The sequence below is a fragment of the Niabella aquatica genome (genome assembly GCF_054779315.1).
This window is the reverse complement of record NZ_BAAGYM010000003.1, coordinates 326,808-344,067: the sequence shown is the minus strand read 5'-3', so window position 1 is coordinate 344,067 and position 17,260 is coordinate 326,808. Positions and strand designations below refer to the sequence as shown.

At 36.5% G+C, this 17,260-nt stretch carries 17 protein-coding genes and 1 riboswitch; of the genes, 6 read left to right on the top strand and 11 right to left on the bottom strand.

Going from position 1 to position 17,260, the window contains the following annotated elements:
* Nucleotides 1-136: 136 nt before the first annotated feature.
* A riboswitch (cobalamin riboswitch) is annotated at nucleotides 137-329 on the bottom strand.
* Nucleotides 330-700: 371 nt separating this feature from the next.
* Entirely contained in the window at nucleotides 701-889 is a 189-nt protein-coding gene (locus ACYVBM_RS03115; protein WP_460684152.1) for a hypothetical protein, read from the bottom strand.
* Nucleotides 890-1,089: 200 nt separating this feature from the next.
* Between ACYVBM_RS03115 and ACYVBM_RS03110 the strand changes: the two genes are divergently transcribed.
* The 4 genes from ACYVBM_RS03110 (at nucleotide 1,090) to ACYVBM_RS03095 (ending at nucleotide 4,136) form a co-directional block, all read left to right on the top strand.
* Nucleotides 1,090-1,572, top strand: a complete 483-nt coding sequence (locus ACYVBM_RS03110; protein WP_460684151.1) for a hypothetical protein — start codon at nucleotides 1,090-1,092, stop codon at nucleotides 1,570-1,572.
* A gap of 367 nt (nucleotides 1,573-1,939) precedes the next feature.
* Nucleotides 1,940-3,046, top strand: a complete 1,107-nt coding sequence (locus ACYVBM_RS03105; protein ID WP_460684150.1) for a hypothetical protein — start codon at nucleotides 1,940-1,942, stop codon at nucleotides 3,044-3,046.
* A gap of 5 nt (nucleotides 3,047-3,051) precedes the next feature.
* Nucleotides 3,052-3,477: a hypothetical protein gene (locus ACYVBM_RS03100; protein WP_460684149.1), complete on the top strand. Its 426-nt coding sequence runs from the start codon at nucleotides 3,052-3,054 to the stop codon at nucleotides 3,475-3,477.
* An 11-nt stretch (nucleotides 3,478-3,488) separates the two neighbouring features.
* A complete protein-coding gene (locus tag ACYVBM_RS03095; RefSeq protein ID WP_460684148.1) occupies nucleotides 3,489-4,136 on the top strand; it encodes a hypothetical protein in 648 nt (215 codons plus the stop codon).
* 247 nt (nucleotides 4,137-4,383) lie between these two features.
* On the opposite strand, the gene ACYVBM_RS03090 is transcribed toward ACYVBM_RS03095, so the two are convergent.
* The 10 genes from ACYVBM_RS03090 to mnmE all read right to left on the bottom strand — a co-directional run bounded on the left by ACYVBM_RS03090 (nucleotide 4,384) and on the right by mnmE (nucleotide 15,680).
* The gene (locus ACYVBM_RS03090; protein WP_460684147.1) at nucleotides 4,384-5,100 is read right to left on the bottom strand and encodes a hypothetical protein; all 717 of its coding nucleotides are present in this window, start codon (nucleotides 5,098-5,100) and stop codon (nucleotides 4,384-4,386) included.
* A gap of 178 nt (nucleotides 5,101-5,278) precedes the next feature.
* A complete protein-coding gene (locus ACYVBM_RS03085; RefSeq protein ID WP_460684146.1) occupies nucleotides 5,279-6,478 on the bottom strand; it encodes a hypothetical protein in 1,200 nt (399 codons plus the stop codon).
* 230 nt (nucleotides 6,479-6,708) lie between these two features.
* Nucleotides 6,709-7,512 carry a WYL domain-containing protein gene (locus tag ACYVBM_RS03080; protein ID WP_460684145.1) on the bottom strand — a complete coding sequence of 268 codons (804 nt, stop codon included), beginning with the start codon at nucleotides 7,510-7,512 and terminating at the stop codon, nucleotides 6,709-6,711.
* An 871-nt stretch (nucleotides 7,513-8,383) separates the two neighbouring features.
* Complete coding sequence (locus ACYVBM_RS03075; protein ID WP_460684144.1) at nucleotides 8,384-9,715, bottom strand: ATP-dependent DNA helicase; 1,332 nt, start codon at nucleotides 9,713-9,715, stop codon at nucleotides 8,384-8,386.
* Complete coding sequence (locus ACYVBM_RS03070) at nucleotides 9,699-10,625, bottom strand: hypothetical protein (RefSeq protein WP_460684143.1); 927 nt, start codon at nucleotides 10,623-10,625, stop codon at nucleotides 9,699-9,701. Before ACYVBM_RS03070 ends, ACYVBM_RS03075 begins: the two co-directional genes overlap by 17 nt.
* Nucleotides 10,618-10,917: a helix-turn-helix domain-containing protein gene (locus ACYVBM_RS03065; RefSeq protein ID WP_460684142.1), complete on the bottom strand. Its 300-nt coding sequence runs from the start codon at nucleotides 10,915-10,917 to the stop codon at nucleotides 10,618-10,620. Before ACYVBM_RS03065 ends, ACYVBM_RS03070 begins: the two co-directional genes overlap by 8 nt.
* Before the next feature lie 213 nt (nucleotides 10,918-11,130).
* Nucleotides 11,131-12,204, bottom strand: coding sequence for a tyrosine-type recombinase/integrase (locus ACYVBM_RS03060; RefSeq protein WP_460684141.1), 1,074 nt, complete (start codon nucleotides 12,202-12,204; stop codon nucleotides 11,131-11,133).
* A 312-nt stretch (nucleotides 12,205-12,516) separates the two neighbouring features.
* Entirely contained in the window at nucleotides 12,517-12,756 is a 240-nt protein-coding gene (locus ACYVBM_RS03055; RefSeq protein WP_460684140.1) for a hypothetical protein, read from the bottom strand.
* A gap of 141 nt (nucleotides 12,757-12,897) precedes the next feature.
* The gene (locus tag ACYVBM_RS03050; protein WP_460684139.1) at nucleotides 12,898-13,947 is read right to left on the bottom strand and encodes a putative phage abortive infection protein; all 1,050 of its coding nucleotides are present in this window, start codon (nucleotides 13,945-13,947) and stop codon (nucleotides 12,898-12,900) included.
* A 362-nt stretch (nucleotides 13,948-14,309) separates the two neighbouring features.
* Entirely contained in the window at nucleotides 14,310-15,680 is a 1,371-nt protein-coding gene (gene mnmE / locus ACYVBM_RS03045) for a tRNA uridine-5-carboxymethylaminomethyl(34) synthesis GTPase MnmE (RefSeq protein ID WP_460684138.1), read from the bottom strand.
* A 156-nt stretch (nucleotides 15,681-15,836) separates the two neighbouring features.
* Here mnmE and ACYVBM_RS03040 point away from each other — a divergent pair, with 156 nt between their 5' ends.
* Both ACYVBM_RS03040 and truB read left to right on the top strand, forming a co-directional pair.
* The gene (locus ACYVBM_RS03040) at nucleotides 15,837-16,505 is read left to right on the top strand and encodes a DsbA family protein (protein ID WP_460684137.1); all 669 of its coding nucleotides are present in this window, start codon (nucleotides 15,837-15,839) and stop codon (nucleotides 16,503-16,505) included.
* 24 nt (nucleotides 16,506-16,529) lie between these two features.
* A complete protein-coding gene (gene truB / locus ACYVBM_RS03035; protein ID WP_460684136.1) occupies nucleotides 16,530-17,234 on the top strand; it encodes a tRNA pseudouridine(55) synthase TruB in 705 nt (234 codons plus the stop codon).
* Nucleotides 17,235-17,260: the final 26 nt, after the last annotated feature.

Sequence of the window (17,260 nt, the reverse complement as noted above, 5' to 3'; positions counted from 1 at the left end):
AAAATTTTAAATGATTTGAAAGCTTCGACAAGCCTGCAACGCTTACAGCAAAAAGGGCATACCGATGCAAACAGACAAGGGAATGTCCGTTAATAAACATGCATCAGCAAAGACTGTTTGCTTTATTACGCGAAAGCCCGTCTGGCCGAACGAGGCAGGTCTCCTGGCTTATAACATTTCTGCCGTCCTTCCCATGCCGCCAAAGCGGCACAGTGGATATTTGTTAGCAGAAACTATTTGTTATTTACAGTTGCGCGACAGCCCGTGATTTGCACACGGTTCCCTTTTCATTTCGATTTTCATCAAAAACCCGGTTCGGCTGATGTATATTAAAGAACTGTGGAGACCAGTGCTGTGTAGCACCGGATAATGTACAAATCTAAATATTAAGGATTAAATCACTACTGATTGTGCATAATTTAGTATTAATGACTATTCTTTATAAATTTTTTAGAATATTATTCTTTTCCGATTGGGTTTTATCCGGATTTATAGCATATAAGCGAAGTGCTCATTTATCGTTTTTCTCTAAAAGCATTTAAGGCATGGTTATTTTCCGATACAAAAAGTAAAGTAACCAGTGTTTATGCGGGTTTGAGGAGCTGACTCAATGAATACTCAATAAAAAGCATAAGAAATCCGTATTTATCGCAAATAAGCTGCATTTTGTATTCTAAGATATTTTTGATGCAACTTCTGTCTAAGTGGAAGTTTTATATTGTAACAACAGCGAAACAATAGCAACGACAGTCGCAATTATAGATAATACTATAGCAATCCAAAATCTTCTAGTTTCCAGTTTTTCTTTCTTATCGCTTTCTTTGAGCTTTATATATTCTGAAGCCGTTAAATCCAGATCCACTTTTTCATTTGGCAAGTCTCTTCTCATAATATATCCGTTGATGCAGTGATTATTCCCATTCTATATCTATGGTTTACGTATACTGTAAATTAGGGAAAAAAATTTGCAAAGGTATGCGAGAGTAACTGCAAGACCCAAATTTTTTCTCTACACTCTTGTGAAGAAATAGTCTTCGAGAAATAAAGAACTAATTTTGTTAGTTCTATCTATTACTCTATCTTTGTAACATGAATAAGCAAATAACTATTAGCGAGCAGGAGATTCCTACATTAGTAGAGTATTTGAAAAATCGAATAGAGGCTACTCGAATAACGTTAATATCTTTAGAAAAGACCTTATCTGAGCTTCTGAATGATAACAATTCTAGCGACGTTAATAGTTCAAATGTAGAGCGTGGTGGATGGGGTACTCAACAAGTTTTTAATGATAGACCCACTATACACAAAGATGGATATGACAGCTCTTGGACGTGGCTTACCAAAATAGAACATCTTTTACGCCTGCACAACGAGTTAACGACTGGAAGTATGGTGGATCTTGTTTTAAAGTACGAGTCAGACAGAGAGAAGGGAACTGTTATGAGGAGCGTATCTGCGATGTTGAGTTCGAAATCTAAGGAAGGTGTGATTAGCAAACGAACTAATGCAAAAGGAGAATTCGTTTATTTTTTACCTAATAATTTAAATAATAATGATGATGACCTCTTATAAAAAAAGCAGCTAACGCTGCTCAAACTTGGTGAATATAGAAACTTTATCACAAATGGGCAATCAATATATGTTGCCGATCTCCTCTGATTCTGGCAAGTAAGCCTTCCCATTAGAGTAACTGAAACACGCCAGCAGTGATAAAAGTCTAAAAAGCTAAAATTACAAAACCAATTCCCAGTTGGTCGCCCCATCTCTATGGGGCTTTTGTAATCTTAATACGTTGTAAAGTTAGACTAATATTTTTAGGCAGAAAAATATTTTTCAAGACAATCGTAGTAGCGACTATTATTATTAATCTCCTGTTAGGCTGAAATGCAGGTAGTTGACACACAACCTTCCCAGCTTTATCATTAATCCTTTATTTACGATGGACACACCGCTTTTTATAGAATGCAATTATGGAATAATTGGCTCCATAGATCGACCGGATCTATTTGAGAAGTTCAAGCATACATTTTTGGTCTTTGAAGATTCAATGGATAACGAAAGATTAAACTATATTTCATTACTAATTTGTCAGTATTTTTTCGGAACTCACTACAATAGTATAAAACGCTTAAAAAGTGACTTGAGACAAATACATGTGGGTTGGTCAGAAATTAGATCTACCCAAAATGGACAAGAAACTGTGAAGCAAAAGTCACACCCTATAAATTACAGAATCATAAAACGACATCTGCAGAAAAACTTTACCTACAACCATCAAGAGTTAAATCTACCAGAACTTGCAAGTCTTTGGATGGACAGAAGTGTTAATGCAGCAATGAATTTTTATTGTAAAAATGGGGAAGACGAAATATCTCTAAATGATGGCTTGTTGCGTCAACAATATGGAACTGACTTTCCATTGTCCCCGAAATTAAACCAAGAAGGCTTTTTGATTACAAGCTTCTTAGAGCTAATAACTAAAAGAATATTCAATAACAGAATTTTCTTGGTTCGAAATTCTCATCACTTTTTTACGTCAGACTGGCTCTTTACCCTAAAAGATACCATTAATGATATTATTTCTTTGGTAGATATAACGCTCAATCAATTATATCTGAAAGCACTTTATAACAAAAAGCAGGAATGGTGTTTTGATGTAGATTCTCTCGGTAAAAGACAGGGAGTTAGGCTTATGGATAAGTTAAAATGGGTTAAGCTTATCACGGGCCAAAACTTGAATATTGAGAAAGAAATTACGTCTTTAGATAAACTTAGAGAAATCAGAAATCACCTAAACCACTTTGATCCGCCCTCTTTTGTGGCAACACTTAATGAGATAGTTGACTGGCTAAATGAGATATTTAATATCGTAAAGATTGTCATTAGAATAAGACTTTGTGCTGGAGAGATGATAAACAAGAACCTAATTCAGTTGTTTTTACAAGCTAATATCGTTTTTAGACCCTACACACCAAGAGGAGAGAATATGAACAAAAGTAACTTCGGATACAATTCAGTTCGATATTTCAGAGATAATCTAACCTAAAATTTATGGATAATTTTACGATCATAACAGTAATCATAGGTATTATTCTTTCTGTAATTGGGATCAACTATTCTAGGAAAACCTACAGAAAAGATCATGTCGATAAACCCAAAGAGGATAAGTTGCATTTACTTGCTCAGTTTATAGCAACTAAGGAGCTGTCTGTCAAAGTATACGATGATCTATATCATTATGTCGAAAAAAATAACGCTTTTGAACAGTTTATGTGGCCTGGGATTAGTTATCGGACATATTTAACCGAGATGAAAAGATCACAAGCTGAAAATCTTTCTACCGAGTTGTATGAAGAACTAAAATCTTCCAATTTACCTACATTGACTATTGAATCAATGAGTAAAAGTTTAGAGACCCAATTTGAAAGCCTGAGGCTAATTCAACAGGAAATTAAGATGCGCTCTCTAAATACTTAAACGAGAAAATCATGAAAAAGCCAGAAGATAGAATAAAAACAGAACTGAGTGCTTTGTCCGAATTAGAAAGCGTTATGTTGGATTGCGCAAAAGAATTACTAAATGCGGGTAATTCATTTGCACACAAATTAGATTTTCTTGCACTATCTGTTCTCAACAGAGCAATTGCTCTGAACAAAGGGTTTCTTTTACTCTTTGAGTACAGTAACTATCTAACTGCATTTAGTTTGATGAGATTACAACTAGATAACGCATTGCGGTTTTTTGCAACTGTATTAGTTGAAGATGGAGTAGATTTTTTGGATCATTTTTTAGGGGGAAACCGTATCGATAAGTACAAAGTGGGTAAGAACAAGCTTACAGACGCGTTCTTAGCGCAAGAACTTGATAAACTTTATCCCGGAACTTACGATCTATATAAATATCTGTCAACTTATATTCATTTAAGTAATACACATTTTGAAAAAACGAAATCTGAATCTGATAATGAATCTGCTTTATTTAGAGTAACTGTCGGAGAATTTGATAGTTATACAATTCAAGAAAAAATAGATTATATAGAAAACATGTTATCAATATCCATAATCATAATTCAACTTGTCAATAACTGGATTCAGGATAAAGATCTTTTTGTAAAAATTTCGTCTAAAGAAGGCTAAAGGGACAATAGAAAATTCTCAATTCCTCGAAAAATAATTATGACTTACCGGAGAAGCTTTAGTCTTAAGGAATGACTTTCTCTTGTGCTTATATACGTCATTATCATAAGTAGTCGGAGCATTTTCATGTCACCGGATAGTTTTCCTTTGATTCTCGAAGGTATCGTTCGATTCCTCAGTATACTATAAGGATTGATATTAATTCAGGGAGAAAAAGAAATTTAATTCCTGCATAAATTTTGAAAATCTAAATAGGAGGTTCACTCTCCACCTTCTTCACAACTTCTCCGTCACGATTCAAAAACCAATACTCTTTATCTTCTGGATCAAGATCAACTTTTGAATGTATCCGGGCAGGTATCAAAGGTATCAAGTTCTTATTCTCAGAATCCGGCATTTGTCCAAATCTAAAGGCGAATATATCCGGAGATGAAAAGGTACTGAAAAGAGGTTTCTTTATTTCCTTACCCTTACTGATGATGTAGAGATAGCAAGGAGACTGCAATCTTGCGTACATAAATGAAATATAGTTATCTGGTTCTACAATGAAAGCTGCGATGTTGTTGTCCACGAAAACGTCTTTTATAGACATCTTGACCATATCTACCTTTAATGGGATGATCGGCATCTTCGAAGTATCTAAAACCGGCGACCTTAATGAATCAACTTTAGGAATATTAAATGAATCTAGTAATTCCCTAGTATGCCACTCTGAAAGTTTATCTTTTGTTGTCTTATCAAACACTTTAACCCATATACCACGATCTCCCTTACCGGTGAAAGCAATCAAATTATTTTTCAGGTTATACACCTGCGATCCGGCATCGCGAACCCCGTATGAAAGTGGCAGAGACTGCAATAGACTATAATCACCTTCTATACTAATACCAGCATTATTGACACTTTTCTTACAAGAAGGTAGCATAGAAATGAAAAGCAATGTCATTAAAAAATGAATTCTCATAATATATTTTTTGGGGTTGCAAGATAAATAACCAGTTTGTCAAATGTTGTCAATCCGATAAAAGGAAAATCAAATCTAACAATGTTTTCCTTTGATTTCCGAAGGTTTCTTAGTCAGCATAAGGATTTGGTAAGTAAGAATAAAAAATCATCTATATGCCGAGAACAAGTTTGATATTTTAACTTTCCGCTGGATAATGAACATTGGTACTATTACCAACCTGTTTAAAGTCTTCGGGATCGTAGAAAGTTGTAACTTCTGTACTTTCTCCAAAATTTCCATAAGCGCTAAAAACCTTTAGTAATAATCTTCCTTTTTGTTTTACAATCTTTATCTCTGAGGCGGTCCCCCAGCTACCGCTAGACCAAGGCGCATCCTTCTCAATCTGTTCGAAATATAATTTACCATCATCGTCTTTACGGAATCTTATAAGAGTAAGCAACGGATGGCAAGGGTGACAAATATTCACTTGATTATTTTGGTATTCATAAGAACCCAGTATCACGATCTTCTTCTTAATCCCATTTATTTGGTAATTGAGCTCCTTTACTTTATCTACAAAGTATTGTCTGGATACTCCACGGGCATTTAAGGTTCTGAATGCACTATCATAGATTGTTTCAACCTCTGGAAAGATATTTGTTATTAAATTTTTTGTACCATCGTAGGATAAATCATCATCTGAAATAATAGAACTTTTAGAAATCTCCTTATGAGAAGATTTTCTCAATGGTATAACGGTGTCAGCCTTGTGTGTTGAATCAACCTTGGGAGCGATACTTAGATTATTACCCTTATCTTGTTTTAAGTATGAAATAATACCGAATAATATTGATACTACGGCTATACCGATAACAATTGATTCTAGCACACTGAGTTTACTGATACTCTTAGTATCCTCCTCGGATTCGGAGGATACTAAAACTGGTTTCGATGGGTAATTATTGTCGTTACTACTATATGCTATAGAAAACAATGAAATAAGCAGTGACAATGCACCCATTGATATAGCAAGATAACATCCATGTTCAATTACAAATTCCGAAGGATTATAATAAGCTCTCATAATAATACCCTTGATCGATAAGTTACTGGAATCTATTATATTTTTTTTGAGATCCTCAATACCAGATATAAAGTATGCACCAGACAATCCGGCAACAACAGAACATACTGCGGTTCCTATAGATAGTATAAGTTTATAGCGTGCGGTATCGCTTAAGAAAAGAATTCCAGAAAGAATAAAAGCAAGTAGAGCAATCTTACCGGTCAAATCGTGTATTCCAGCAATGCTTCCTTGTATCGGAATTTTTACCCAATCCATGAAAACCGCAGTAATACCGAATAACGAAGCGAATACCCCAAGTATTTTATTCATGAGTATACAAACATTTAATTGAAGGACAGTTGTCTTGCTAAAAATATATTCAGACCTGCAAACAAACCACAAAGGATTGTCAGGTAAAGACAATCACGATTTAACTCACTACTTCCAAAACTGGTGTTTTTTTATCTCGTCATTACTGAGATTATTGTAACTAATTGTTTCTTTTAAACAATCAGTTACAAGTCTTTTTAAAACCGATGGTTTTACAACCCTCACATTACTCATCCATTGAAAATCCATCCTATTAATTCTCCATTAATACCACAACGAAGTGTCATCCTAAACTTTCCATTAGGCTGTTCCGATATTTTCTGTGTCACATGCCAGAAAAAGCAACTAATATAATGTCCTGTCCCCCTATCAAACTCTAACTCTATATTATAGATTTTCTGATTTATATTCTGTGTGATACCGAAGTGATTTATATTAAAGGTTTCCACTTCCCTATAGTAGCGATCTGAATTAAAATTTTGGTTGGTTAAAGTGATTTCTTCTAACGCCTGAAAGCCAATAATAACAATACATCTCTTTGTATAGTTGTAAGCAACCAGGTGTAGTAATCCACGATGATGTAGCAATAACAAAGGGAAAAACGTGTCACCGGTATTCACTTTATTAATATCCAAATCAAACGGCGATACTAAACACTTAATAACTATCTTCTTTTTATTCTGAATGGCCCATATACATTGTTCAATGATCTCGTGTTGATGTTTCGTGTATTGTGCTTCATAAAAATTTGTATTCCTCAAACCTAAAGTATAAGCGTCAACTGAACTTTCGAATTTTGAAAAGGAATTTGTACTATAAAACTGTCTTTCCAATTTTTCAAAGAAATCCTTGCGATGTTCCAGGATACTACTAGGAGTGAAAGTTTTCAATAGGTAGAAGGTATTAATGTCATAGGTTGTTAACTCCCTGCCACCCTTACTACTTACCAACTTCCATATTCTTCTATTATACTCCCCGTCAATTACTTCAATTTCTTCTCCTTTTATTTTTAAATTATTGGATAGTTCATTCATGTATCGGTATAAGGTTCTTCGCGAGAACTGGTACCCATTTTTTCTTTTCCATACTTCTAGTATGTCAATGGAGCAGGGGGACTGTTTTAATCTTGAGTATAGTTGTAGTATTATTTCCGACTTTTTAGGATTAGAACTCATCTGCGATTTGGTTTCAGATTTTTGTTTTAAAGAGTACTTAGTCTGTGGTTACAGGCACCATTTGTTGTTACCTTTTAGATGCCTGATGTGCGGTTATAAATGCAATTAGCGGTTCTTTATCCGGAAGTTTTCAACCTCCCTGGTTTGGGTGTTTTATGATTTGAAATACTATAACAAAAAAAAGCCTGAGTAATTGACATTTACTTGTCCTTGAGGGAGTCGAAGCCCTGTACAACAAAGTAAAGCATCACCCAGACCCATGCCTGAGCGTTTGCTAAACCTTTCCTGTTGTACTTTAATTTTCGACTTTTCAAGGACAGAAACAGTTTACGAACGCGAATATTTAATATCTCTTACATATTTTTTATTTTTCGTGGTAAAAGTAATTTATTTAGTAGTATTATGAAACACCATCACTAAAATCGTTTTTCCGGTAGTTTTCCCTTGAATCTCGAAGGTCTTTTTGGATGGATAGATACTTATATCAGAAACATGGTTTCCGGTGTTTAAAGAGGGTTTTGGTTAATCAGTTACCTTCCTGTTCTGAATCAGGTGAAATGATTGGTACATATTCTACCATATAATAAGGGAGGGTTACCTCACTTATCCATACTTTAAGTGGTAATTAACCCTCCCGTGATTTTCGACATGTCCTTTCACATGATTATTGTACCCCGATTAGAATAAGTGATACTGGTAAGATACAATATGACTTAAGTTTACCGGTATATTATAAACCCTGTAATTTGTTCTTCTGACCTTTACTAATAAAAAAATCTTTAACCGTCTTACTTACTATGATGTCACTCATTTTCAAGGGACGTTCAAAACTCAAATTATCGATGCTTGTACATCTTGACAGGGCTACATATACCTGACCAGCGCTGAACGCTCCGTTGCAAACATCAAAGTGAACTTTTTTAAGGGTACTTCCTTGAGTTTTATGAACCGTCAAAGCGTATGCAACTCTTAAGGGATACTGCCTAAAAAGACCCACCTCTTTTTGTACTATTTTATTATTTTCTGCGTCCCAATCATACTTAAACTCAGACCAATCTTCCATTGGAACATCGATTTCGACTCCTGCATCTGTCTCAACGATTATTGAATCTTTGTTTAAAGAAATAACTGAACCCAACGTACCATTTTGATAGCCTAGATGCTTGTTGTTTTTTGTAAAAACAACTCTGGCTTTCTTTTTCAAGTGCAGATGACTTTCAGCAGGCAAATTGTTCCAACTAATATCACCTGCATAATAAGATCCATACACGTATTCCTTCCCTAATAGCTCTTTCATCTTTATATAATTTAAATGATCTGCAGTAGCTCGGAGAGTTGTTAGAACTACGGAACCTTCATTTGAGTGCTTCCTATTTAAACATGAGTTGTTGAGTAAATCTAACTCAGCTGCATTTATTGAACCAGTCCTAATATCATTTAATAGTTCAATAAATTGTAGATCGTTTTGTTGCCTATACACCTGATCAAGTTCATATATTTTATAATCAAATTCTTTAAGTGTGTTTGAATCAAAAAAGAACTCACTTCCCCAATTGTATCTAATATTTTTTAACTCATCTTTATTTAACACTGGTGGCAACTGATATAGGTCACCTATAAATAAGACTTGTACTCCTCCAAATGGCCGCGAAGAATTATGTATCTTCTTTAATACTTCGTTTATGGAATCTAAAACACAAGGGTTTACCATGGAAATTTCGTCAATTATAAGGAGGTGTAAATTCCATAAAACATTTTTCTGAGATTTGTGATACTTAATACTATTTATAAACTCATCTGTCGGGTAATTAAACGAAGGTGGAAAGTTAAATGTTGAGTTTATTGTTTTTCCGTTTACATTATGCGCGGCGATACCCGTAGGTGCGACTACTATAAAGTTCTTATCTACATTCTCAATTATAAGTTTCAATAGTGTAGATTTACCAGTACCCGCACCTCCGGTTAAAAAGACAGAATCATGCGTTTTTACAATTGTATTGTAAGTGGCAATTGCAGCATAATTGTCTCTAAATTTATCTGTAGGTCTAATTATTCTTTCCATAATTTGATGCTTTTGATGATGAAGAATTTGCCACTAACTCACTGTATTTGTTACTTAACTTGTTCCGAACTTCAGTGTGAAGACTATCAGGAGCTGATTTGATTTTTTCGTGAGCCTTTTTTAGTTCGTTAGATATTTTTTGAAATTGTGTTTTATAGTCCTTGCTAAGTAGTGGTAATGAGTAGCAAAGCGTTTTTGCATATTCTATTGAATCAACATCAGGAAAAGCTATCACACGAATGTTATCGTAAGAGGTTGATATTATTTCAAAGCACTTATTCCACGTTTCAATACTGAACAAGTCTGAAACCGAAACACTCTTGCTACCGAACACCTGTTTTGTCCGAAGCGATGAGTGGTGTACGACTTCATACCTCATGAGGTTTGTACCATACAACCCCATTTGTTTACCTTTATCATAACACTTAATGGTGTAGTGAGTAAATGAGCAGAACTTGCTGTAAGGCTTTCCACCCTTGTTATAAAACACATAGAAGGGGTTGGTAGCTGTCGTAACTATAGACTGGTACCTGTCAATTATAGTGAAGGGTTTAATAGCACCGGTATCGATGTTCAATCCATATTCCAAGCGACCAACTAAATCCATTTGAGATGCGCTGCGATTAAACGCAGCTTCAAAGTATTTAATTGTTTCTTCAACTTTCAGAAATGAGTAATCATTGGCGTTAGTGAGACCCAAACCTGATATCTCCTCACTATAAAACTTGTGAATTGAATTACTAACCCTAATCAGATTTTGATTAGGGTAGTAGTTAATGCGGAGGTTACACCAGTCAGTGCGGTACCAACCATTTTTTGATTGTACTGGCTGTCTAACCCAGTCGGATACTAACCGGTTAAAGTCATCCGGAGTAAATTTTTCTATTTGAAATGTGACATTATCAAACATAACTACCTCCTTTTTTATGTGTAAAAAATTCGGTAGCCTGCTGATCTATATCATCTCTTGACAGCAATTTGCATGCTGTGATGTAGGCGATAAGATCTTCGCGCTTGTAATACACCTTTTTTGATCCCTTAGGCTTGTAATAAGGAATCTCCTTGTTTAAATTTTTTTTGTAAAGTGTACTTTTACTAATGCCCAAAAACAAACATGCATCTTGGGAATCTAGGTATTCACTACATACCTTTCCCAGCTTGCTATTGAGTAAGGCCTCAATAGCACTAAGAATCTCTTTCATGAGAAAAAAGATTAAAATATTATGTCGATGTTCGATTGTTTTTTGGGCACTACACCAAAAGCGATTTGGTACTAGAGGATAAGAAACCGGGTAGTACGGAAACAGGTTTCAACTCTGACCATTACAAAGGTACGGAGTACTCTCTTATTAGAGAAATTTTTCCCATAAAAAAAGGAGCCAATTAGCTCCTTTACTATTTATTTCAAGTGTAGTTTAAATCTCAAATACCGGTAGCGCATCCACAGCAGCCACTTTTGTTTTATTCATAACCTTTGCATAAATAGAAGTTGTTTTAAGTTCCTTATGGCCTAGCATCTTAGATACGGTATAGATGTCAACTCCATTATTTAACAACATCACAGCGTTGGTGTGCCTGCCACAATGGAAGGTTATGTGTTTGGTGATACCCGCTGATAAACACCACCGCAACAGGGCTACGTTCATATAATCGCTGTATTGTAACCCAACAAAAACTCTACCATCATCTTTACCTCGATTACCCATCAACTTAACAGCTGTTTCAGATATAGGTAATACCTCCGAGTTTTGTGTTTTCTTCTGGGTAAAACAGATATGATGAACCCCATCAATCACCCGTATTTCATCCCATGTAAGTTTATGTATATCACTCCACCTTAACCCTGTGAAGCAGGAGAAAAGAAATGCACGTTTTAAAACATCATACCTGCATTCCGCTTTAATTAACTTCTCAATTTCTTCTTTGGTGAGATATTCTCTTTTTGTATTAACCTCCCGAATACACTTTACACGATCAGCAGGGTTTTCTCGTAATAGGCGGTTCCTGTAGGCTTCATGTACAGCGTGTTTCATCACATTAAAATATTGCGATGCTGAATTATTCTTCACCTTTGATAAAAGGTAAACCTTAAACTCCTCTAAAAATCGTTCTGACAACTCGGTAAACAGAATTTTCTTATTGAAATTATTGAGGTGTTTATAAACACTATCCCAACTACCAAAGTTAACACCGGTGCGCTGGCGTTCTTTCCATAATTCAAGAAAGTAATCATTGAAGGAGATAAAAGTCTTTACTGGTTGTTTGTAACCAAAGGCATCATTCTGCAGTTGATGTAACCGTTCAACTCTTATTCGCTCTGCAATTTGTAAGGTTTGTTTATTTACCGGTTTGGCACCGGGATTACCTTTTTCACTCTCCAGGTATAGTTTCAAATTTTCCTGCCATTGTTTCTTATGAGCATACAGGTCCAAATAAAGAGCGTAGGTTCCTTTTTCCTTTAATTCCCGTTTGCGAAGCTTAACTGTCATAGTTTGTATTGAGTTTTATTGAGCTGAAATTAAATTCAATAGATACTCAATACAACTTTTGGATGAACAGCTATACAAAAGGAAGCAATCGGAAAATGAAGTTCAGGTGAAACACGGGCGGGATAATCATTTCAGCTTCTTATTGTTTCCTTTGTTTTCCCATTGTTTCAGGCAAATTCCTTTTTTACCGTTTATTACTCTACTACTTATATAAGTCCTAAAGAAAAGAAATGACATACTCAGAAATCTTGCTTTATTTCTAACAAGCCAGTATAATAAATGATGAAGATTGACATTAATGATAAAAAATGATCAAGAAATTTCTCTCACAGTTTGCATATCGACAGTAATATTGTTAGTATCGTCTGGAGGTAATAGAGTTATTGCTTCAAATTTAGTTCCATCCCCGCGATTTCCAAATTGAACATACCATTCTCCGTACTTTGTTAAATCCAAACCGACAAATTGAACAGATCCCGAGGATAGTATCGCGGTAGCAACTTGTTTTCTACCTTCCAAATATGGATCGTAAACGGGTATTGAGTATTGCATGGTCTTTCTATTTTTTTAATCGAAGAAAATCGCTGTAACTCAATTATAATTATTTCCACGAAAATTTATTGCAATTAAAGTAATGAGTTACGAACAGGTTCTGTGTTTTAGATGAGCCGCCCTTTTTGTCTTATCTCGACGTTAGAAGGAATATTTATAATTTACGTCATCTTCTTGAAATTCAAATAATGGTTTAGAAGACTTCTCGTCCTCGTTATATTTATCTATCAAAAAATTAAGTTTATCAATAATGAAATGGGCTTGATACAAATGTTTAGGCCATATATTGTGGATCATTCTATATTTAGTAAAATATCTGTTATCACCCTTTTCCCAGTTTTCGCCATATTTTCTGCAAATCCAATTGTAAAATAGCAATGCTTGTTCTTGATTAGATAATTGTGCTCTGACAACTTTCAGGTATCTCATCTTTTCATCTTCGGAGATGCTGCTATTCGCAACTAATTTAACCATAGCATAGAGGTGTCTAAAGTAATGTGCCAAGTGAGACGAATACCCTATATGATGCCCCATTAGTGTGCACAGCCAATCGTCGTTTCCAATAGTATTACCAGCATTACCTTGAGGGAGTAATTTAACTGCAGCATGTTTCTCTCTTATTCTGTTAAAATATTTATCCTCGTATCCCCAAAAAAACATTTTATACAAGCTTTCATAATCGTCCTGATCAAAACTAAAAGTATAGAAAGCCGAATCAAGAAAGTAATGAAAATGATCTAGTATTTTTGAAAGAGCTTCCCGTCCGGTATATTCCGTTGAACTGTTGTCATTGACATCTAAAATATTATTTGGAAATCTAGTTCGAACAGCATTCACATTCTCTTTATGTAATCTCAACATTTCGTAAAACTGATTTTCAAAAAATTGCTCTTTTTTTTCATCATCTAACCGTTCAATTGTTTTTGTAAATTGTCTTCTCTGCTCTTTGTTTGCTTCATACTGTGCCCAAAAGGCTAAAAATGTAAGTCCGACTCCTAGTACACCTACTATAGGGGCAGTTACACCGCCAATTGTATCACCAATTTCATTAGGAGAGGTCGTCTCAAACGGAAGTATAGTTGACGAAGTAACGATAACTGGCATGAAAAGAATTAAAAGAATAGTTAGACAAATGCCGAGACATCCAATAATTAATAATTTTCTTGAATCCTTATCAATATCCTTGAACATAATCTTATTTTATACTAAAGATAATAAAACTGAATCCGTCATCGCAGGCTTCTGTCTTAGCCAAGATCATTGCGCCTGCAATATCAAATTTAATAACTTCACCTTTTGTCCTACTTATATGTTGATTTAACACTTGAGTCTCTACACATTTTGGATGTGACACACATCTAGACTTTCGATATGCGCTACTTGTATTGAGTTTTATTGAGCCTGAAATTAAAATCAATAAATACTCAATAAAAATTTGGAATCAATAACCGTAAGAAAGGAAACAATCGGAAAATGAAATTCAGCTGAAATACAGGTGGGACAAGCATTTCAGCTTCTTATTGTTTCATTTGTTTTCCCATTGTTTCCACCGGCTACTTCCCAATGCAAAACTTCCCGAATATTGTTCCCAGTATATCCCTGTCTACTTCCACCTGCCCGGTGATTTCACCCAGGTAGTGCAAAGCACGGCGAATATCAATAGTTAAAAGGTCTCCGCTGAGGTTACTGGCCATTCCAGCTTCAATCGCTTCAATACTCTCTATTATTTTTGATAGGGCTTCGTGGTGGCGGGCATTGGTAATAATAGTGCTTTCAGTATTTATTTCTTTACCAATGGCTTTTTTGTAAAGCGCCTGCTTCACCAGATCTATGCCTTCCCGGTTTTTTGCAGAAAGAAAAAGCCGGGACGTGGGAGCGGTGGTGCCTGGAGCTTCACTTACGAGGTCAGACTTGTTAAACACCGTGATCGTTTTAGATAAGTACGATTTCAGCCAGTCAAATTCATAGTCTTTTTTATCCGTCAGGTCGACCAGGTGAATAATAATATCCGCTTTTTCAGCATTTTGTTTGCTGCGTTCAATACCGAGCTTCTCTATATGATCGCTGCTGTGATCGCGGATACCGGCCGTATCGATCAGCCTGAACAATACGCCGTTAATATTTAAAGTTTCTTCTATAGTATCGCGCGTGGTTCCTGCAATATCGCTCACAATAGCGCGCTCTTCATTGAGCAAAGCATTTAACAAAGTTGACTTGCCCGCGTTCGGTTTACCAATGATCGCTACGCTGATCCCGTGTTTAATGGCGTTGCCCAGCTTAAACGAATCGAGCAGGTTCGAGATTTTAGATTTTAGATCTGAGATTAAGCTCATGAATTTTTTCCTGTCGGCAAATTCCACATCCTCATCGCTGAAGTCCAGCTCCAGTTCTATCAATGCGGCAAAACTGATCAATTCATCACGTAGTAGTTTTAAGTCGTTTGAAAAACCACCGCGCAGCTGGTTCAGCGCTGTTTGCTGTGCCGCTTTGCTGTTTGCTGCAATCAGGTCGGCTACAGCCTCAGCCTGTGCCAGGTCGAGCTTGCCATTCAAAAAGGCACGCTGTGTAAACTCTCCGGGCTTTGCCAGCCGCGCCCCGGCCGCAATGCAGGCTTCAATGATCTTTTGCAAAATATAGGGTGAGCCGTGACCGCTTATCTCCACTGTATTTTCACCGGTATAACTTTTAGGTGCTTTATAAATGGTTACCACTACTTCATCAATCACCTCGCCCTGTGAGGGTGTTATGATATGGCCAAAATGTACTGTATGGCTTTCCCGGCCGTTTAGCTTTTTGCCTTTAAAAATCTTATCTGCTATATCGATCGCTTCATTGCCGCTTAGTCTTATTACACCAATGGCGCCAACGCCGGGTGGTGTAGCAAGCGCCACTATCGTATCCTGCAAATCCGAAAGTCTGTTCATGCAGTAAAAATAGAAAATAGTTATTGTCTCCCGGCAATAAACATAACCTGGCGATCTTCATCGTACCCTTCCCTTATAGCGTATAGCTCATCCTGCATAAGGCGATGCGGTTAAAAAAATTAAGATAATGTGTAGATTGGAGTCTATTTTTGCAGCATGACTTTTTACTATTGTTACGATGCGCATTGTGGCTGGTGTTTTGGTTTTAGCAAGACAATAGTGACATTTGCAGCGCAGTATAAAGACCCTTTTCATTTTGAGGTGCTGAGCGGCGGTATGATTCCTAAAGAATCTGCTAAACCCATAAAAGTGATGGCCGGATTTATCGGCGACGGCTATAAAAGGGTAGAAGAGCTGACAGGTGCTACATTTGGTGCCGATTACCTGTGGCATATTCAAAACCCTGATCAAAGTGATTGGGTTCCCGAATCATTAACACCTGCTATAGCCTTATGTATTTTTAAAGAGTATGCTCCTGAAAAGCAGGTGCAGGTTGCCGCCGATTTTCAAAAAGCCCTGTTTGAAGAAGGGCGCGATTTGAGCGATGGCGAAGCGTACCGGCATCTGTTGGAAAAATATAATGTTCCTGCCGAAGTTTTTTATCAAAAGCTTACCGATACGGCTTATGCAGACAAAGCGAAATATGAGTTTGCTTTATGCCGCCAGTTGCAGGTAACGGGTTTTCCTAAGTTGCTGCTGCAAGTTAACGATACAAAATTCTATTTACTGGCAGAAGGGTACACGCCTCTGGAAACGCTTAACGTAAGGCTGGAAAATATTTTGAACGAATTGGCTGTAAGCCCCAAAAGCAACACTGAAAATTAATTTAAAAATCTTTACCCCTGGCATATGACTGTGGCCGATTTGCAAACAACCAATTTCGAAGAAGGTGCGGTATTAGTGATTGATAAACCCTTACACTGGACATCGTTTGACGCGGTGAGAAAGATCCGTAATCTGGTAAAAATAAAAAAGGTAGGCCATGCCGGTACGCTCGATCCGTTAGCTACCGGCCTGCTGATCGTATGTACCGGAAAGTTCACTAAAAAGATAAACGAATACATGGCACAGGAAAAAGAGTACACCGGCACCTTTACATTAGGAGCTACCACACCCACCTACGACCTCGAAAGCGAGCCGGGAAATTTCCGATCTGCCGATGCTTTAACAGAAGCCGCTATTCAAAATGCCACGCACCAGTTTATCGGGGAAATAGAACAGGTGCCTCCTATTCATTCTGCTATTAAAAAAGATGGTAAGCGGGTATATGAACTGGCACGCAAAGGGGTAGATGTAAAGCTGGAGCCCAGGAAAATAATCATAAAACAATTTGAAGTAGATGCTTCGCAATTACCTGTTGTATCTTTTAAGGTAGTTTGTTCTACCGGTACTTATATACGCAGCCTGGCTAATGACTTTGGCGCAGCGCTGGGCTGTGGTGCTTATTTAAGCAGCTTGCGCCGCACGCGCATTGGTGCTTTTTATATAGAAGATGCAATGAATATAGAAGATTTTGAAGCTGCTATAAAAGAAAGGAGAAGCGCATTACAATAGCCGGAGCTCCTGTTAGGTTAACTTTG

What these genes read in the sequence shown, in the direction of transcription:
- ACYVBM_RS03115 (WP_460684152.1), bottom strand. Translation starts at nt 889, where the DNA reads ATGAGAAGAGACTTGCCAAATGAAAAAGTGGATCTGGATTTAACGGCT.
- ACYVBM_RS03110 (WP_460684151.1), top strand. Translation starts at nt 1,090, where the DNA reads ATGAATAAGCAAATAACTATTAGCGAGCAGGAGATTCCTACATTAGTA.
- ACYVBM_RS03105 (WP_460684150.1), top strand. Translation starts at nt 1,940, where the DNA reads ATGGACACACCGCTTTTTATAGAATGCAATTATGGAATAATTGGCTCC.
- ACYVBM_RS03100 (WP_460684149.1), top strand. Translation starts at nt 3,052, where the DNA reads ATGGATAATTTTACGATCATAACAGTAATCATAGGTATTATTCTTTCT.
- ACYVBM_RS03095 (WP_460684148.1), top strand. Translation starts at nt 3,489, where the DNA reads ATGAAAAAGCCAGAAGATAGAATAAAAACAGAACTGAGTGCTTTGTCC.
- ACYVBM_RS03090 (WP_460684147.1), bottom strand. Translation starts at nt 5,100, where the DNA reads ATGAGAATTCATTTTTTAATGACATTGCTTTTCATTTCTATGCTACCT.
- ACYVBM_RS03085 (WP_460684146.1), bottom strand. Translation starts at nt 6,478, where the DNA reads ATGAATAAAATACTTGGGGTATTCGCTTCGTTATTCGGTATTACTGCG.
- ACYVBM_RS03080 (WP_460684145.1), bottom strand. Translation starts at nt 7,512, where the DNA reads ATGAATGAACTATCCAATAATTTAAAAATAAAAGGAGAAGAAATTGAA.
- ACYVBM_RS03075 (WP_460684144.1), bottom strand. Translation starts at nt 9,715, where the DNA reads ATGGAAAGAATAATTAGACCTACAGATAAATTTAGAGACAATTATGCT.
- ACYVBM_RS03070 (WP_460684143.1), bottom strand. Translation starts at nt 10,625, where the DNA reads ATGTTTGATAATGTCACATTTCAAATAGAAAAATTTACTCCGGATGAC.
- ACYVBM_RS03065 (WP_460684142.1), bottom strand. Translation starts at nt 10,917, where the DNA reads ATGAAAGAGATTCTTAGTGCTATTGAGGCCTTACTCAATAGCAAGCTG.
- ACYVBM_RS03060 (WP_460684141.1), bottom strand. Translation starts at nt 12,204, where the DNA reads ATGACAGTTAAGCTTCGCAAACGGGAATTAAAGGAAAAAGGAACCTAC.
- ACYVBM_RS03055 (WP_460684140.1), bottom strand. Translation starts at nt 12,756, where the DNA reads ATGCAATACTCAATACCCGTTTACGATCCATATTTGGAAGGTAGAAAA.
- ACYVBM_RS03050 (WP_460684139.1), bottom strand. Translation starts at nt 13,947, where the DNA reads ATGTTCAAGGATATTGATAAGGATTCAAGAAAATTATTAATTATTGGA.
- mnmE (WP_460684138.1), bottom strand. Translation starts at nt 15,680, where the DNA reads ATGAACAGACTTTCGGATTTGCAGGATACGATAGTGGCGCTTGCTACA.
- ACYVBM_RS03040 (WP_460684137.1), top strand. Translation starts at nt 15,837, where the DNA reads ATGACTTTTTACTATTGTTACGATGCGCATTGTGGCTGGTGTTTTGGT.
- truB (WP_460684136.1), top strand. Translation starts at nt 16,530, where the DNA reads ATGACTGTGGCCGATTTGCAAACAACCAATTTCGAAGAAGGTGCGGTA.